General features: G+C 55.9%; 11 protein-coding genes and 1 riboswitch. Of the genes, 9 read left to right on the top strand and 2 right to left on the bottom strand.

Annotated features, from left to right (window positions below; genetic code table 11):
- Nucleotides 1–116: 116 nt before the first annotated feature.
- Nucleotides 117–935, bottom strand: a complete 819-nt coding sequence (locus BN2106_RS01270) for a hypothetical protein (protein ID WP_050696761.1) — start codon at nucleotides 933–935, stop codon at nucleotides 117–119.
- A 159-nt stretch (nucleotides 936–1,094) separates the two neighbouring features.
- Between BN2106_RS01270 and BN2106_RS01265 the strand changes: the two genes are divergently transcribed.
- The 3 genes from BN2106_RS01265 (at nucleotide 1,095) to BN2106_RS01255 (ending at nucleotide 5,442) form a co-directional block, all read left to right on the top strand.
- Complete coding sequence (locus BN2106_RS01265) at nucleotides 1,095–2,348, top strand: ATP-binding protein (RefSeq protein WP_242846223.1); 1,254 nt, start codon at nucleotides 1,095–1,097, stop codon at nucleotides 2,346–2,348.
- Nucleotides 2,349–2,364: 16 nt separating this feature from the next.
- On the top strand, nucleotides 2,365–3,621 hold the full coding sequence (locus BN2106_RS01260; protein WP_050696760.1) for a peptidoglycan-binding protein: 1,257 nt from the start codon (nucleotides 2,365–2,367) through the stop codon (nucleotides 3,619–3,621).
- A 567-nt stretch (nucleotides 3,622–4,188) separates the two neighbouring features.
- A riboswitch (cyclic di-GMP riboswitch) is annotated at nucleotides 4,189–4,276 on the top strand.
- A gap of 173 nt (nucleotides 4,277–4,449) precedes the next feature.
- Nucleotides 4,450–5,442: a transglutaminase domain-containing protein gene (locus BN2106_RS01255; RefSeq protein WP_195891746.1), complete on the top strand. Its 993-nt coding sequence runs from the start codon at nucleotides 4,450–4,452 to the stop codon at nucleotides 5,440–5,442.
- Between the two features lie 84 nt (nucleotides 5,443–5,526).
- Here the strand turns inward: BN2106_RS01255 and BN2106_RS01250 are convergent, their stop codons facing one another.
- Nucleotides 5,527–6,441, bottom strand: a complete 915-nt coding sequence (locus BN2106_RS01250) for a C40 family peptidase (RefSeq protein ID WP_050696758.1) — start codon at nucleotides 6,439–6,441, stop codon at nucleotides 5,527–5,529.
- A 398-nt stretch (nucleotides 6,442–6,839) separates the two neighbouring features.
- On the opposite strand from BN2106_RS01250, the gene BN2106_RS01245 reads away from it, so the two are divergent.
- From BN2106_RS01245 to BN2106_RS01220, 6 genes are all read left to right on the top strand, one after another.
- The gene (locus tag BN2106_RS01245) at nucleotides 6,840–7,940 is read left to right on the top strand and encodes a galactose ABC transporter substrate-binding protein (RefSeq protein ID WP_050696757.1); all 1,101 of its coding nucleotides are present in this window, start codon (nucleotides 6,840–6,842) and stop codon (nucleotides 7,938–7,940) included.
- A 120-nt stretch (nucleotides 7,941–8,060) separates the two neighbouring features.
- The gene (locus BN2106_RS01240; RefSeq protein WP_050696756.1) at nucleotides 8,061–9,560 is read left to right on the top strand and encodes a sugar ABC transporter ATP-binding protein; all 1,500 of its coding nucleotides are present in this window, start codon (nucleotides 8,061–8,063) and stop codon (nucleotides 9,558–9,560) included.
- A gap of 107 nt (nucleotides 9,561–9,667) precedes the next feature.
- Complete coding sequence (gene mglC, locus BN2106_RS01235; RefSeq protein ID WP_050696997.1) at nucleotides 9,668–10,879, top strand: galactose/methyl galactoside ABC transporter permease MglC; 1,212 nt, start codon at nucleotides 9,668–9,670, stop codon at nucleotides 10,877–10,879.
- 346 nt (nucleotides 10,880–11,225) lie between these two features.
- The gene (locus BN2106_RS01230; protein ID WP_050696755.1) at nucleotides 11,226–12,848 is read left to right on the top strand and encodes a response regulator; all 1,623 of its coding nucleotides are present in this window, start codon (nucleotides 11,226–11,228) and stop codon (nucleotides 12,846–12,848) included.
- A gap of 30 nt (nucleotides 12,849–12,878) precedes the next feature.
- Nucleotides 12,879–14,744 carry a sensor histidine kinase gene (locus BN2106_RS01225; protein ID WP_050696754.1) on the top strand — a complete coding sequence of 622 codons (1,866 nt, stop codon included), beginning with the start codon at nucleotides 12,879–12,881 and terminating at the stop codon, nucleotides 14,742–14,744.
- Complete coding sequence (locus BN2106_RS01220; RefSeq protein ID WP_050696753.1) at nucleotides 14,737–15,708, top strand: substrate-binding domain-containing protein; 972 nt, start codon at nucleotides 14,737–14,739, stop codon at nucleotides 15,706–15,708. The genes BN2106_RS01225 and BN2106_RS01220 overlap by 8 nt, the downstream gene beginning before the upstream one ends.
- The last annotated feature ends 29 nt before the right edge of the window (nucleotides 15,709–15,737 follow it).

Genomic DNA, 15,737 nt, shown 5'->3' with positions numbered 1-15,737 from the left:
CGCGCTCCAAAGTACGAGAGACTGTCTATCCTTTATATAGCCTTCCGCGCCACTTTAAAAAAGTATGCGCGGAAGACTGTTTCGATCAGTTCTGCCTTGTCTTTGGCCTGCGGGTCTTATCCGGCAGCCTCCATTATTTCAGCGGCGGCGGTCTCGGGCGGAAGATCGAACGGGTCCGTGCGGTCCGGGTTGCGGATGGTTCCGGAAATGACGCTTTCAGAAACGGTAATTTGAACGCTGTCGCCGTCAATGTTGCTGAAAACGGTATTCAACGCATCGGTGGTGTCCAATTCCAGGGCCAAAGGCAACCCGCTGTCCTTGGCGATGTAGCAATAACCGAACAAAGGGGGAACGCTTTCCAGAAGGGCCGGAACAAGGGTTTGGGAACCATTGCCCATGCCGCTGGTCGCGACAATCTCCGCAATGGTGTTGTGCAGCGTTTCCGCCGGGAAGGAAAGCTCCAGCTTATAGGCGGGCGTTCCGTCCCATTCTTCTTCGCGGACCAGCTTTGGCTGTTCCGCGCTTTTCAGCAGGCTGAGGGAAGGCAGCAGCTTTGTGGGGGAACGGTCCTGATTTTCGACGTTTACTTTTTTCCAGCCGTCCTCCATCTTCGCGTAATACCAGACGTCCTGGTCCTCCGCGTTGAGATAGGTGGTGGAGTCGGTTCCGTTCGTTGTCCGTTCTTCTCTCAGGCGGAAGGGGCTGGAGAAATAGGTGGAGTCGATGGATGAGGAAACCTGCGTCTCCTTTTCTTCACTGGCATAGATGAGGGAATAGCGGTAAGAGGCTTCACAGTTGGCGATCTGTTCCGACTTTGCCAGAGATTCCCGCAGGATGACCTCCGGATCGGCGGACTGGTCGCAAGCGGTGAACAGGAATATCATACAGGCGGCAACGATCCATGCCGCAAGGCGATAGGCGCTGTGCTTCATCATAACCATCTACCTTTCTGTAACGTTACGGGTGGACTCTTACATAATACTAGCAAACAATTTGTAAATTCGCAAGTCTGGAGCCCCGTATAACTTGACATAAAAACGCACGCAGGGTATCATGTATCCATATGAGTTTGTATCGGTAAAGGAGTCTTTTTCTTGAATCCTGTCAAAGAAGCGGCCATGGAACTGGCCTCCCTCTCTATCTATAAAGGAATTTTGAACCGAACGGTTCCCAAAGCTTTTTACCACCTGTTATGGGCGGCGAACGGCGCTTCGCTGGAAGCGTTCCTCAATGCCTGGGGCGCGTTCTTCGATGCGCTGTCGGCGCGCGGCTTCAGCGAAAACCTCGCCGGCTGCCTCACTGGCACCGCGCTGTTTGACGAAAACGCGTTCTCCCTCGCGGCGGCGGCCGGAACCGCAGTGCTGCCGGAGGGGGTGCGCCATGCGGTCCGGCGGGACCTCTCCGTCATCCGCCGGGTGGCTTCGCTCACGCCGCGGGACCTGCGCGAAGGCTCTGCGTTTGCACAGGAGATCGCGGATTTGGAGCTGCCGGAATGGAAGACCGGGGAACCGGCCGCGGTGCTTTCAGGCGAGTTGGAGCAGTGTCTGCCGAAGATGGCGGCATATTACCGCGCCAACGGCTGCGGCATGTATGCCCGGTACCGCGCGTTCATCTGGCGCGACCACAAAATTCAGCCGGTCGCCTACCCGGACGGGCAGCGGCTGGCGGACCTCAAGGGCTACGATTTGCAGCGCAAGCTGGCCATCGACAACACCCTGGCTTTCTTACAGGGACTGCCCGCCAACAATTGCCTGCTTTACGGCGACCGCGGCACGGGCAAATCCTCTACGGTCAAGGCGATGCTGAATGAGTTTCACCCGCAGGGACTGCGCGTGATTGAAATTCCCAAGGAAAACCTGATGGATTTTCCGGCGCTGGTGGACCAGATCGCCGCCATCCCGTTGAAATTCATCATCTTTATCGACGACCTCTCGTTCTCCCGGCAGGACGACACCTACGCCGCGTTGAAGGCGGTGCTGGAGGGCGGGCTTGCGGCCCGGCCGGAGAACGCGCTGATCTATGCGACCTCCAACCGCCGCCATTTGCTGCGCGAGAGCTTTTCCGACCGCGAGGGCGACGAGATTCATCTCGGCGATACCATTCAGGAGAGTATGTCGCTGGCGGACCGCTTTGGGCTGTCAATCAATTTCTGCCTGCCGGACAAGGCGCGCTTTCTGGAAATTGTGGCGCTTCTGGCGCGGCAGCGGGAACTGGACGAATACCTGCCGGAGATTCAGGCGGGCGCGGAGCGCTGGGCAATCGCCCGTGGCGGACGCTCCCCGCGCTGTGCAAAACAATACGTGGACGACGCGGAGGCACGCATCCGGCGCGGCCAGCCGCTTGCTTAATGGAAGGAGTACCCAAATGATACTGAAAAGAACGCTTGCGGCGCTGTTGAGCGTCCTGCTGATTCTGGGCGCGTTTGCGGGCTGCGGGCCGCAGGGGGATATCACTTCCGGCGCGGCGGCGCAGGATTACCCCGTGACCATCAACGAAGTGACGATTAAGGATGAACCGGAGGGTGTGGCGGTGCTTTCACCGAACCTCGCGGAGGTCATCCTCGCCATCGGCTATGAGATGCAGCTGCGCGCCAAGAGCGCGGAGTGCACCCAGACCGATCTTTCCGTCCTGCCGGATTTCACGCTGAACGACGCCCAGGCGCTCCGTGACGCGGGCGCGGACCTGGTGCTGACGGAAACGGCGCCGACAGAGGAGCAGAAGAAAGCCCTGAACGATGCAGGCGTCGACGTGCTGGCGATTGCCCCGGCCACCGGACGCGAGGACTTTACCCGTCTGTATACGCAGGTGGGCGCGGCCATCAAGGGCGGCAATAAGGGCTATGAACGCGGCGAACGGATCGCGGAGGGCATTTTCTCCATGATGGATGACATCAACCGCCAGATCCCGCAGACCGATACGCCGGTTTCCGTTTGTTATCTGCTGGATGCCGCGGGCGGCGTGGTGACCGGAGACACGCTGGCGGGCAAGCTGATTGAATATGCGGGCCTTGTGAACGCCGCGTCCGATGGAGCTGGCAACCAGATGAGCGTGGACACCCTGCTGATGGTGCAGCCGCAGTATATCTTTTGTCCGACGGGGTTAAAGGATACCCTGGCACAGACGGAAAAATACAAAGCGCTGACCGCCGTGCAGGAGGGCCGCGTCTATGAGATGGATCCTTCCCTGATGCGCTGGCAGGGCAACGGTATGGTGACCGCCGTCAGCTTTATGGCGGGCACGGTGTATCCGGCACTCGCACAGGGGACAACCAGCCTGGAGCCGGGCGACGGGACAAGCAGCGCGCCGATGGGCGGTGATCCGAACATGGGGGTGGGCGACGTCAGTTCTACCCCGCCGCAGAGTACGACAGGCGCGCTGAACCCGGGCGACGAGAGCGAAGAGGTCAAAAAGATGCAGAACCGCCTCGCGGAGCTGGGCTACCTGTTTGTGCAGCCCACCGGCCTGTATGGCGAGGGAACGCAGCAGTCCGTAATGGATTTCCAGTATGTCAATGGGCTCAAAGCGACCGGTATTGCAACCCAGGAGACGCTGGACCTGCTGTATTCGGACAGCGCGAAGGTCCGTCCGGAAGGCAATCTGATCTATTCCGCGGACGAATAATCCAAACGAGAGACATCAAAATATAGCGTATTTTATCGGGCAAAGCGTGCGATTGTTGCGCTTCGCCCGATTCCTTTTGATTAGGCAACAGCGAATTTGGAGAATGTGACGAAACGGACTGGATGAAACTGGGTTTTGTTCTTCCATATCGACGTTGCATTCCGCTTTCGCACTCTATATAATGAAAATATCCCCAATTACCCACATACACATCCTCAAGCATGCCCCGGCATGCGGCATCCGGCGGTCCGGTACAAAACGGCGGCCGGTTGCATCCGATTGATTCGGAAAGAGAGCGCCCGCCCGGTTCTGTGGCCTGTCCGTTCCCCAAGCGGAGGCTTTGACCGACTGCGGGCGCTTTTCTTATGTTTAATCAAAAGCTCCCAAATGGAAAGAAGTTCATTTTCTGTGCGGAATGAAACAAAACGCCGTGTGGAGAGGACTTTTTCTTTGCGGAGAAATATAAAGGCGGCTGTTAAAAATCTCACAGAATTTTTAGAAAACGCTTGCTTTTTTCATAGGAAAAGCATACACTTAACATGACGTATGGACAGATGCTTTTATACAATTTCATATTGGCAAACCTGGAGAAATGCAGGGACGCAAAGTCAAAGGGCCTAACCTGCCGAAGGCAGTATGGCAGCCGGTTGCCTTCCCGTCAGGGGAGCAGTTGGGGATGTCTTTTTCAGACCTCCTGTTTGATTGACGCGCCTTGCTGAGAGCAAGGCCTTTTTTATACAGAAAGGCGCTCACATGCGGTCTGCCGTTGTGAAGAAGACGTCTGCCTGCGGAACGATACTTGGGAATGATGGGGAGAGAAAAGATAAAGTGAAAATCAATGCACTGGTGGCATTGTTGCTGTTGATTGCTGTCGCATCCGGCGCAGGGGTGCAGCCGGCAACGGCCGCGGCAGAACAGCCGGCTGCGGCTGTAACACAGGGGGCCGTTGTGGATGCGCAGAACTGGTTTGGAAACCAGCTGGACAAGCAAGCCAAGATTTTTTACAATGCGCTGGTAGAGATGCGACGCAACGGAAGCCTGCGCAGCGGCACAGGGAGCATCGACCTGATCCGCGGAACGTTCAGCGGCGATCAGCTGGCGGTCAGCGACGTACGCGCGCATTTGAATGGCAGCCGTCCTCTGACAGCGGCATTTCAGGCGGGGCGCGATGCGTTTATGAATGATTATCCCGATGTGTTTTATGTGGACTTTTCCAAGCTGACGCTGCGCGCAACGCAGAGCGGCCGGTACTGTACGGCGGTTCTGGGGAAGGGCAGCGGGGACAGTGATTATTTGGCTGAGGGGATGCTTTCTCCCGGCAGGGTTGGCGTTGCAATCACAGAGCTGGACGCCGAAATCGACCGGATTGCCGCGTCCGCACGGAAGGAAACCGATGTTTCCGCGCAGCTCAAGGCGGTGCACGATGCGCTTGCCGCCCGCGCAGCCTATACGACGCGCAGCCAGCAGGGCGTCAATGTGTTTGGCGCATATGGCGCGCTGGTCAAGGGCACGGCGGTCTGTGAAGGCTATTCCCGTGCATACAAGGCTGTTTTGGACGCGTTGGGGATTCCCTGCGTTCTGGTGCGCGGGACAGCCGGAGGAACGGCGCATATGTGGTGCAGCGTACAGGTCGACGGCGGCTGGTACGCGGTAGACGTCACATGGGACGATCCCATAGGCGGTTCGGTTCGGTACGCGTATTTCCTGAAGGGGGCAAATCGTTTTTCCGTTAGCCATCAGGCGACGGGTGTGCTGTCTCCCAATGGGTCAAGCTTTACCTATCCGGCGCTGTGCGATGCGGATTATCCGTATTCCGTTTGATGTTTAAAAATACGTCCCTCCTTTTTAATATGTGTTAGCTGAAACCGCGCGGAGTAGTTGCTCCGCGCGGTTTGCTGTTATATATTATTTGGAAAGGCGGCGTTTATTTTGCGCTGTGATACAGGGGAAAATGCTGCCCACAGCGGTCAGCTTGGCGGGCAAGTCGGCGCGGTATTCCCGGGAGCGGGGATCCAGGCTGTTGATGACCACGCCGTGGCAGCCGTTGCCCGCGGTGGCGTGCACATAGCGTCCGTTTCCGATCAACATGGCGATGTGCCCCGGGAAATAGAGCAGGTCGCCCGGCTTGGCGCTGCGGAACGGAATTTCATGGACGGGAAAGCCGGGTTCTATACGCGCGTCGCGGAAGATGACGCTCCCATTTAAATAGTAGGCCATAAAGCACAATCCGGAACAGTCGATGCCGAGTGGCGATTTGCCGCCCCAGCGGTAGGGGGTTCCCAGATAGGAGAGTGCAGTGCGCACCACGCCGCGGCGGAACGCCGCCTCCGGCCGGTCCGCGGGAAGCACCCGTGCGATGGCCGGGACCACGCCGCGGCGGAACGCCGCCTCCGGCCGGTCCGCGGGAAGCACCCGTGCGATGGCCGGGCAGGGGACAAAGCCCTCCGCTCCGTCCGGCAGGCGGATTTTCTGCCAGCCGTCCGCCGCTGTGCCAGCAGGGGAGACAGCGGCGCCGCGCGTGAGGGTGCAGAGCGGTTCCGCCTGTACCTTGGGTTCCGCCTGTACGTCGGCAAAGGACATGCACACGGCGCGTTTGGGAGCGGTGCGCCACAGTGCGAGCTGTTCCTCACCAAAGCAGAGCCCTTCTCCGGCGGCCCAGCCCTCATATCGGTAAGAGGTGCGCACCCGGTAGAAGCGGCCCGATTTCTCCAAAATCTGCAAAAACATGCCGCAGAGCGCCTCGTCCACCCGCTCCGCGTGCGCTTCCGGCGACGCCAGAAGCGGAACCACCGCGCTTTTGGCCAGTGCATAAGCTTCCATTTGCCATGTCCCTCCCTTGTTTGCATCGTTCGATTTTATGCATGAGAACAGGCGGATATGCCGCGGCACGGCTGGAGAGGGGTACAACCACAGCATCTGGTGGGTTTCCGTCAAAAAGCCTGTATTTCACCGCCTATGTGGGGCGAAAACTGATTCTTATTTCGAATCAACCGCTATAATTCACAAAGAACATCGGTTTTTGCTGGAAAGAATCGAGCAAAAGACCGAAGATATTTCATGGAAGACCGAAGAATTTTATATAGATTTTTTAAAACGTGGAAGTTATACTATCTAATAGTAAACAGCAATCCTGCCCGGATTTGTGCAAATACACAGGCCGGGTTGAATTTGCAAAACCAGAAGAAGATTTTTACAAGAAAGTAGGAGGATTTTCAGGTATGAAAAAGGTATTAGCATTTATGTTGGCCGCTATGATGATGGCTTCCGTCGCAGTAGGTTGCGGCAATGATCCCGCTCCGTCTTCCGCTCCGGAATCCCAGCCGCAGGGCACTGATAGCGAGACTCCCAGTGAGACTCCGGAACAGCCGCAGGGCGAAGTCACCGTCGGTACCTGCATCTACAAGTTCGACGATACCTTCATGACCGGCGTTCGTAACAACATGACCGCACAGGCCGAGACTCTGGGCGCAAAGATCGACATCGTGGACTCCCAGAACAAGCAGCCCACTCAGAACGAGCAGGTTGATACCTTCATCACCAAGGGCGTTAACGCTCTGGCTGTTAACCCGGTTGACCTGACCGCTGCCGGCCCGATCATCACCAAGGCGAAGGACGCTGGCCTGCCGATCGTTCTGCTGAACCGTCAGCCGTCCGAGGACGACATGAACCTCTACGATCAGGCATGGTATGTTGGCTGCCGCGCTGAGCAGTCCGGCACAATGTCCGGCCAGATCATCGCTGACTACTTCACCGCACATCCGGAAGCAGATAAGAACGGCGACAAGAAAGTCCAGTATGTCCTGCTCCAGGGCGAGCCGGGCCATCAGGATGCTACCCTCCGTTCCGAGTATGCTCCGAAGGCGATCGAAGATGCTGGCTTCGGCGTTGAGCAGCTCGCAGCTGACACCGCAATGTGGGATAAGGTTAAGGCAACTGACCTGATGAAGGCGTTCATCTCTTCCCAGGGCCTGGATAAGATCGAAGCTGTTCTGTGCAACAACGACGACATGGCTCTCGGCGCAATCGAAGCTCTGAAGGCAGAAGGCTACAACACCGGCGACGCTTCCAAGTACATCCCGGTTGTTGGCGTTGACGCAACTGCTCCGGCTCTGGAAGCAATGAAAGACGGCTCCCTGCTGGGTACTGTTCTGAACGATGCTGAGAACCAGGGTAAAGCAACTGTTAACATCGCTGTTGCTGCTGCTCAGGGCAAAGAGATCAACAAAGAGAACACCGGCTATGAGATCACAGATGGCAAGTATGTCTGGATCGACTATGTTAAGGTTACCGCTGACAACTACCAGGATTACATGGGTTAATCACCGCGTAACGCAGCACACTTTCATTTAGAGTTTCTTTAGGAAATTGTTCTACGGGGAACGCGAAAGCAAGCGCTTTCCGTTCCCCGCTTAATTTTAGCAAGAAGGAGGATTGATTGTATGGGCGAATATGTGCTGGAAATGAACAACATAACAAAAGTGTTCCCCGGTGTAAAAGCGCTGGATGGAGTCACTTTGAAAGTGCGGCCCGGCAGCGTGCATGCTCTGATGGGAGAGAACGGCGCGGGAAAATCGACCTTGATGAAATGTTTGTTCGGCATATACCACGAAGATGGCGGAGAAATCATCTTTGATGGAAAGAAGCGCACCATAAACACATCCAAGGAAGCTTTGGATCTGGGTATCTCGATGATCCACCAGGAACTGCACCCGATCCGATTCCGCCCGGTCATGGAAAACATCTGGCTGGGACGGTTCCCGATGCGAGGCATCGCGGTGAACAAGAAGGCGATGATCAAGCAGACAAAGGAACTGTTTAAAGAAGTAGACCTGGACATCGATCCGGAGGTATTGGCGGGGACGCTGTCTGCATCCAACCTGCAGTTGGTGGAGATTGCAAAGGCCGTCAGCTATAACTCGAAGATAATCATCATGGATGAGCCGACGTCGTCCCTGACGGACAACGAGACGGAGCACCTGTTTAAAATTATACGGCAGCTGCAGTCGAAGGGCTGCGCAATCATCTACATCTCGCACAAGATGGAAGAGATTTTGAAGATTTCGGACGAAGTCACGATCATGAGAGACGGCCAGTACGTGGGCACGTGGCCGGCAAAGGAACTGACGACGGACCTGATCATCAACCGCATGGTTGGACGAGACATGACGAACCGCTTCCCGCCGAAGACGTACACGCCGGGAACAGAAGTGGTTTTGAAGGTGGACGACATCTGTTCGCCGCTGCCGAAATCGTTCCAGCATGTGTCGTTTGACCTGCACAAGGGAGAGATTCTGGGCATCGGCGGTCTGGTAGGCGCACAGCGTACCGAGATGGTCGAGGCTTTGTTCGGTCTGCGTGAGATCGTGTCCGGCAAGGTGGAGAAGGACGGCAAGCCGTTCCTCATCAAGTCGGTGCGCGACGCAAAAGCGCATGGACTGGCCCTGCTGACGGAAGAGCGCCGTGCAAGCGGCGTGTTCGGCATCCTGTCGATCGAGGACAACACGGTCATCGCGGCGCAGAAGGACTTTGCAAGAAACGGCGTGCTGCAGGAAGGCAAGCGCTACAAGGCGGCAAAGGAATCCAACGAGAGCATGCGCACGAAGACGCCGAGCATGGAAGAACTGATGCAGAACCTGTCCGGCGGTAACCAGCAGAAGGTGCTGATCGCCCGCTGGCTGCTGACGCATCCGGACATCCTGATTCTGGACGAACCGACACGTGGTATCGACGTCGGCGCGAAGTACGAAATCTACACCATCATGCATGACCTGATCAAAGAGGGCAAATCGATCATCATGATCTCCTCTGAGATGCCGGAGCTGCTGGGCATGGCAGACCGCGTCATGGTTATGTGCGAAGGCCGCGTGACCGGCATCCTCAGCCGTGAAGAGGCCGATTCCGTCCAGGTTATGCGCCTGGCAACCGCGTTTATGAAATAAATCCGCGGCCGGAAGGGCACGGGTTTCAGGGAATTTCCCTAAAGCGGCTGGGCCGGATGTACAGTGCGGTTTGGGCGCTGCAAAAAAAGAAAGTGAGGTAAATGGGTATGCAAGGAGAAAAGACGATTCCCCGCAAAAAGTATGCGCTGATCTTTATAGTCGTCGGTGCGTTACTGGCTATCCTCGGAGTCGCGTTTAATTTCATACTTGACGCAACAAAAACATTTGATATGCCGTGGTTTATTCTGGGTATCGGTGCGATCGCCCTGATCTACGGTGTGGTACAGATTACAAGAGGCGAGCGCCTCCATCCCGAAGTTTCCTTCTCTGCGAAAACTGCGAAAAGCTTTTTGACAAACAATGCGATTATGCTGGCGTTGCTGGTACTGGTTGTTGTCATCTGCTTCATTGAGCCGCGTTTCATGCAGATCCGCGTGCTGTTGGACATTTTGACCCAGTCCTCCACCAGAATGATTATCGCTCTTGGTATCTGCTTCACCCTGTTGATTGCCGGTACCGACCTGTCCGCTGGCCGTATGGTTGGCCTGGCGGCAGTTATCTCCACCTCTATGCTGCAGACTGCTACATATGCAAACCGTTTCTATCCGGATCTGCCGGAACTGTGGGTTGGCATTCCGATCGTTGCGGCGATCATCGCCTGCATGCTCTTCGGTACCCTGAACGGCTTCCTGGTAGCAAAATATGACATGCACCCCTTCATTGCGACGTTGGCGGTACAGGTTATGATTTACGGCGCATGTTCTCTGTATTTCGACATGCCTCCGAACAACTCTCAGCCGATCGGCGGCGTCCGTCCGGACTTCGCGGCAATTGGCCAAACCAAGATTGGCGGTCAGTTCTCCATTCTGATCCCGATCGCGATTGTCTTTACGATTGCAATCTGGTTTGTTCTGAATAAAACTGTGTTTGGTAAGAACGTCTACGCCATCGGCGGCAACCGCGAAGCGGCTGTTGTTTCCGGCGTCAACGTATTCAAGACCATCATGGGCATCTTCATCCTCGCTTCCTTCCTGTATGGTGTTGGCGGCGTTCTGGAAGCGGCAAGAACCGCTGGTGCAACGAACAACTATGGTAATGGTTACGAGCTCGACGCCATCGCGGCCTGCGTGGTCGGCGGCGTCTCCCTGAACGGTGGTATCGGTACCGTTGGCGGTATCATCAGCGGCGTTCTGATCTTCACCGTCATCCAGTACGGCCTGCAGTTCATCGGCATCAGCCCGATGTGGCAGCAGGTGATCAAGGGCGTCATCATCGCCATCGCAGTTGCGATTGATATGTCCAAGTACAGAAGAAAATAAAAATTACAAGCCCGCGCGATTCTGGAAAGAATCTCTGTGTAAAGGCCGGCTCCGTGCTGTGGCGCGAAATCCGGCCGGCTTGTTCGGGAAGGCCCGGTGTGATCATTCACACCGGGCCTTTTTGCATGCCTGAAAAGGAATTCTCTAAAAAGATGGAACAAAACCGGCGGGCAGGGAAACCGCCTGCGGCAAAGATAGTTGCGCATTTTCTGTTGGAATGGTACAATAAATAAAAACACAAAATGCAAAGGACTTGCAATATAGCAGATTTTCAGGTAAAATCGTGAAAAGAACCGTCTGAATTCGTCCGCTTTCATCGGGTGGGCAGAAGGAGAATTCTTAAAATATGGGCTTATATCGTGTAATTGTTGTAGATGACGAGGAGGAAATCCGCGAGGGGATCATCCGTAAAATAGATTGGGAAACACTTGGGTTTGAGGTGGCGGGCAGCGCCGAAAACGGGCTGGATGCGCTGGAAATGGCGGAGCACCTGCATCCGGACGTCGTGATGACGGACATCAAAATGCCGTTCATGGACGGGCTGGGTCTGTGCAAAAAAATTTCCGAGCAGATGCCGTCTGTCAAGCTGATCATTTTTTCCGGCTTTGACGATTTTGAATATGCGCAGAAGGCCATCAAGCTGAACGTCGCGGAGTACATGCTCAAGCCGGTCAACGCGCAGGAGCTGTCCGAGACGCTGAAAAAGTTGAAACGGCAGCTCGACCAGGAGCTGATCGACCGGCGGGATATTGAGACGCTGCGCCACCACTATGAGGAAAGCCTGCCGGTTTTGCGCGAGCAGTTCCTGGTGGGGCTTTTGGAGGGACGCGTCCCGGAGCAAAAGCTGCGCGCCCAGGCCGGGATGTACCGGTTGAATCTGCGCGCCCAGTATTGGACAGTGGCATTGATTCATGCGGGAGCCGGCCTGCCGGGTACGGACGCACGGGCGCTGCACGACGCGGAAGAGCTGATCCCGATCTCGATTGCGCGCACGGTCGAAGAAATTCTGGGACGCTTTTGCCATTTTACCAGCTTTTTATATTCCGACAACGTTGCGATTCTGGCGGACTTCCCGGATGAAATCGGCGTCACCAGTTTGATCACCGGCCTGAACGAGGTGTGCAAAAGCGCGAGCCGCGTGCTGGAAGGGGACATCGCCGCGGGCATCGGCGGCCTGACCGCAGACCTGAACGGCATCCGCCGTTCCTATCGGGAGGCGCAGAGCGCGCTGGACTACAGCTCCATCATGGGGGAGGGCCGCGCGGTCTACATCAAGGACGTGGAGCCGGACGCCTCCGTGCAGGTCCAGTTTGATGAGCAGGACGAACGCGCCATCTTGAATGCAATCAAGCTGGGCGGGGAAGAAGATATTACCAAGGTGATCAACGAGTTGTTTTCCCGCATCGAGACCATTTTACCGTTCAGCCAATACCAGGTGTACCTGGTCGAAATGGTGACTTCCCTGCTGAAGGTGATCCGCACCTATGAGTTGAATACGGACGAAATTTTTGGCAAGGATTTCAACTATTTTACCGCGTTTGCCACGCATTCGCCCTCTAAAATCCGGCAGTGGATGATCGAGAGCTGCTGTAAGATCAGCGTGCAGATCAAGCGGGAGCGGCTGGATTCCACCAAGCTGTTGGCGCGCAATGCGAAGCTCTATATTGAAGAGCATTACATGGACCCCGAGATTTCCGTGGAAATGCTCTGCGCCCATCTGCATGTCAGCCCCGCGTATTTTTCCACGGTGTTCAAGCGTGAAACGGAAATGAGCTTTGTCTCCTACCTGACGGAGGTGCGTTTGCAGCAGGCGCTGAACCTGCTGAATACCACCGACGACAAGACGTATGTGATCGCCGGAAAGGTCGGCTATACGGAGCCGAATTATTTCAGCTATGTATTTAAAAAGCGATTTGGTGTTTCCCCGTCCAAATACCGGACCGCCGGGCGGGACGGGGCAAATGCGTAACAAACGGCCCGCGTTCCGGAGGAGGACAGGATGCTGAAACGATACAAAACCATCACCGACCGGGTCCGGCATGCGCTCAAGCGGCGCAGCATCCAGTTTACAATTTCCATCTCTTTTACGTTGGTCGCGGTGGCGGGGATGATCCTGGTGGCTGCCATTTTGTCCGCGCGTTTCATCAGCTCCAGTGAGCAGATGGTCTCTGAGGACAACCGCCGCATGCTGAACCAGGTCAACCTGAATCTGGACAACTATCTGCACAACATGATGAAGGTTTCCGATTCCATGTACTACCGCGTGATTAAAAATGTTGACCTTTCTTCGGACCTGGACAAGCTGACGCAGGACATGCGCCTGCTGTATGAGACCAACCGCGACCTGCTCGTCAGCGTTGCGGTCTTTACGGACAGCGGCGAGGTCATCGCCGCGGAGCCGCTCTCCCAGCTGAAATTTACGGTGGACCCCAAAAGCCAGGACTGGTTTGTCGATGCGAATAATAAAATTGAAAACCTGCATTTTTCCACCCCGCATGTGCAGAACCTTTTTACGAATTCCGACAACCGGTACAGCTGGGTCGTCTCCCTCAGCCGGTCGGTGGAGCTGACCCGCAGCGGGTCGATCCTGCACGGCGTTTTGCTGGTCGATATGAATTTCAGCGGCATCGAACAGATCTGCAAGAACGTTGACCTTGGCGAATCGGGGTATTTGTACTTGATGGACGGGAAGGGGGAAATTATCTACCACCCGCGCCAGCAGTTGATTTATTCCAATTTGATCCATGAAAACAATCTGGTCGCCGCCAACTATGAGGATGGCAACCACCGTGAATCGTTTGAGGGGCAGGAGCGCCTGGTCACGGTGAAAACAGTCGGTTATACCGGCTGGAAGATCGTGGGCGTTTCCCCCATGACGGACATCACGAGCGACTACAACCAGATTCAGGTGTTTTCCTGGTTCTTTGTGTTTTTTGCAACTTTCCTGCTGATCTCCGTCAATATGTTCCTTTCCTCCCGCATCGCGGACCCGATCAAAGCGCTGGAAAAGTCCGTCAAGGAGCTGGAAAAGGGGGAACTGGACGCAAAGATTTCCATCGACGGTTCCTATGAGGTGCAGCACCTCGGTAAGACCATCACCTCCATGGCACAGCAGATGCGCAAGCTGATGGACGACGTTGTGGCGGAGCAGGAGAGCAAGCGCAAGAGCGAGATGGACGCGCTGCAGTCGCAGATTAACCCGCATTTCCTCTATAACACGCTGGATTCCATCGTCTGGATGGTGGAAAACGAGCGGTACGACGGCGCGATCCAGATGGTCACGGCGCTGGCACGGTTGTTCCGCATCAGCCTTTCCAAGGGGAAGAATATCATCTCCGTGGAGGATGAGCTGGAGCACGTCCGCAATTATTTAACGATTCAGAAAATCCGGTATAAAAATAAGTTTATCTATGACATCCAGGCGGAACCGAGCGCGCTGCGCTGCGCAACCATCAAGCTGATCGTACAGCCGCTGGTGGAGAATGCCATTTACCACGGCATGGAATTTATGGACGGTGACGGCGAAATTCATATCCGCGCCTATTTGAAGGGTGGGGATCTGTATATTGACGTGGAGGACAATGGGCTCGGCATGCCGCAGGAGAAGGCGGAATCGCTCTTGACCGGGGACTCCGACAAAACGCGTGGAAAAGGCTCCGGCATTGGCCTAAAAAACGTTCAGGAGCGCATTCAGCTTTATTTTGGCGCGGAATACGGCCTGTCCATCCACAGCGAACCCGATGAGGGCACCACGGCGCGCATCCATCTGCCGGCGATGACGGTGGAGGACATCGACCGCAACGGCGGTGTGGCGCCCAGACAGCGCGGGCAGAAATCCGGGGACGGAGGTGAGCGCCGTGCGTAAGCGGACAATCGTTTCCTTCCTCCTGATCATGGTGCTGCTGGGCGCATCCCTGATCTGGATTTCCAGCGACAGCGTGTGGAACAAAAAGCAAAAAGGGACATACCAGATTTCCTACATCGCCCGCGGGAAAAAAACGGAGAGCTGGAGCACCATCGAACAGGGGATCAATCAGGCTGCCAGCGATTTGGGTGTGGAGATCACGCCCATCTACCTTTCCAGTGAAAACAATGTGCGGGAACAGATCAGCCTGCTGCGCCGCGAGGTGGAAAACGGCGCGGACGCGATCGTCATTGCGCCGGTCAACTCGCAAAATATGCGGGCCCCGATTGCAGACGCGACGGAGTCGATTCCTGTGGTCACAATCGAGTCGACCGTGGAGGAACTGGCGAGCCTGCCGTATGTCGGCTGCGACAACTATGAGCTGGGGCAGGAGCTGGCGCGCGAAATCATTCACAGCGGCGGCAAGGGCAACAAGGTGGCAATTCTGCAAAACAGCTTGGGAAGTTCCAGTATCAAGGCACGGTATCAGGGGATGGTGGAAATCTTGCAGCGCAACGGAATGGAGCTTTTCTTCTGGGAAATTCCGGACGACCCGACGCAGGCGTATGAGACGGCAAAAATCCTGTTGCAGGAAAATACCGTGAACAAGGCGGTGGCCTTTGACGGGGCAATGTTGGAGTCGCTGGCCAAAGCGGAAAAAGATCTCAGCCCGCCGGGCGTCACCACGGTGGAAATCTACGGCGTGGGGCGCACCAACCAGGTGGTTTCCTATGTGGAGGAAAAGGTGATTACCTCCCTTTGCGTGCAGAACGAATTTAACATCGGCTATCTCGGCGTGAAGACCGCTGTCAATATGATCAACGGGCAGCGCGGCGAGAATACGACCGTCAACTTTTCCATTGTCAACGCTTCCGATATGTATTCCCCGGAAAATCAGCGCCTGCTTTTCCCGTTTGTCCGCTGAAGCAGACGGCAGAAAGGAATGAACCACCG

The organism is Anaeromassilibacillus senegalensis (assembly GCF_001261775.1).
Classification (GTDB): domain Bacteria; phylum Bacillota; class Clostridia; order Oscillospirales; family Acutalibacteraceae; genus Anaeromassilibacillus; species Anaeromassilibacillus senegalensis.
The sequence above is the reverse complement of the archived record's forward strand: the minus strand, read 5'-3'. Positions and strand labels throughout refer to the sequence as shown.

Bases quoted from the DNA above. Each gene is read 5' to 3' on its own strand.
- BN2106_RS01270 (WP_050696761.1), bottom strand. From the start codon at position 935: ATGATGAAGCACAGCGCCTATCGCCTTGCGGCATGGATCGTTGCCGCC.
- BN2106_RS01260 (WP_050696760.1), top strand. From the start codon at position 2,365: ATGATACTGAAAAGAACGCTTGCGGCGCTGTTGAGCGTCCTGCTGATT.
- BN2106_RS01250 (WP_050696758.1), bottom strand. From the start codon at position 6,441: ATGGAAGCTTATGCACTGGCCAAAAGCGCGGTGGTTCCGCTTCTGGCG.
- BN2106_RS01245 (WP_050696757.1), top strand. From the start codon at position 6,840: ATGAAAAAGGTATTAGCATTTATGTTGGCCGCTATGATGATGGCTTCC.
- BN2106_RS01240 (WP_050696756.1), top strand. From the start codon at position 8,061: ATGGGCGAATATGTGCTGGAAATGAACAACATAACAAAAGTGTTCCCC.
- mglC (WP_050696997.1), top strand. From the start codon at position 9,668: ATGCAAGGAGAAAAGACGATTCCCCGCAAAAAGTATGCGCTGATCTTT.
- BN2106_RS01230 (WP_050696755.1), top strand. From the start codon at position 11,226: ATGGGCTTATATCGTGTAATTGTTGTAGATGACGAGGAGGAAATCCGC.
- BN2106_RS01225 (WP_050696754.1), top strand. From the start codon at position 12,879: ATGCTGAAACGATACAAAACCATCACCGACCGGGTCCGGCATGCGCTC.